Origin of the sequence: Syntrophomonas wolfei subsp. methylbutyratica (assembly GCF_001570625.1) — a bacterium.
Classification (GTDB): Bacteria; Bacillota; Syntrophomonadia; order Syntrophomonadales; family Syntrophomonadaceae; genus Syntrophomonas; species Syntrophomonas methylbutyratica.
Map to the genome: position 1 here is coordinate 1 of NZ_BBQT01000077.1, position 467 is coordinate 467.

At 54.2% G+C, this 467-nt stretch carries 1 pseudogene; it reads right to left on the reverse strand.

The features are described 5' to 3' along the window. A pseudogene (locus tag AWB54_RS16035) lies at positions 1-467 on the reverse strand (hypothetical protein); the annotation flags it as partial.

The following is a 467-nucleotide window of genomic DNA, read 5'->3' on the forward strand; positions in this document are numbered from 1 at the left end:
GTTCGCCCTTTTTCTGAACCTCGCCGATGTAGCCCATGGTGTCTGAGGACGATTTAAGAATCGAGGTATAGAGGTTTTCGATCTCGTCGCCTGTGCGTATATCAAGCCCGCGCAGTCTTTCAATGCTCTCCTCGCGCGCCTTTGCGCTGTCGTAGGCGAACTCGTTGGTGGCCTTGGCAATGCGGTTGATTGGATCGGTGATGAAGTGGTCGGCAATCCACATCGCGAAAATCATTATCAGCGAGAGAAAGCCGAGGAACAGCGACATAAGTCGCGTCAGAAACGAAACCTCTTCGCCGCGGATACGATCCATCGACATATCCGCCGCCGCGTAACAGAGGTTATCGCCCTCGCCTATCGGATGGTAAACTGTCAGCATCCAGCCGTACTGGTCGTTTGTAATGGCAGGCTCGATCTCTTTGCCCGCGAGGAAGTCGCCGAGCTTCTGCTGCATTGTGATGTTGTGC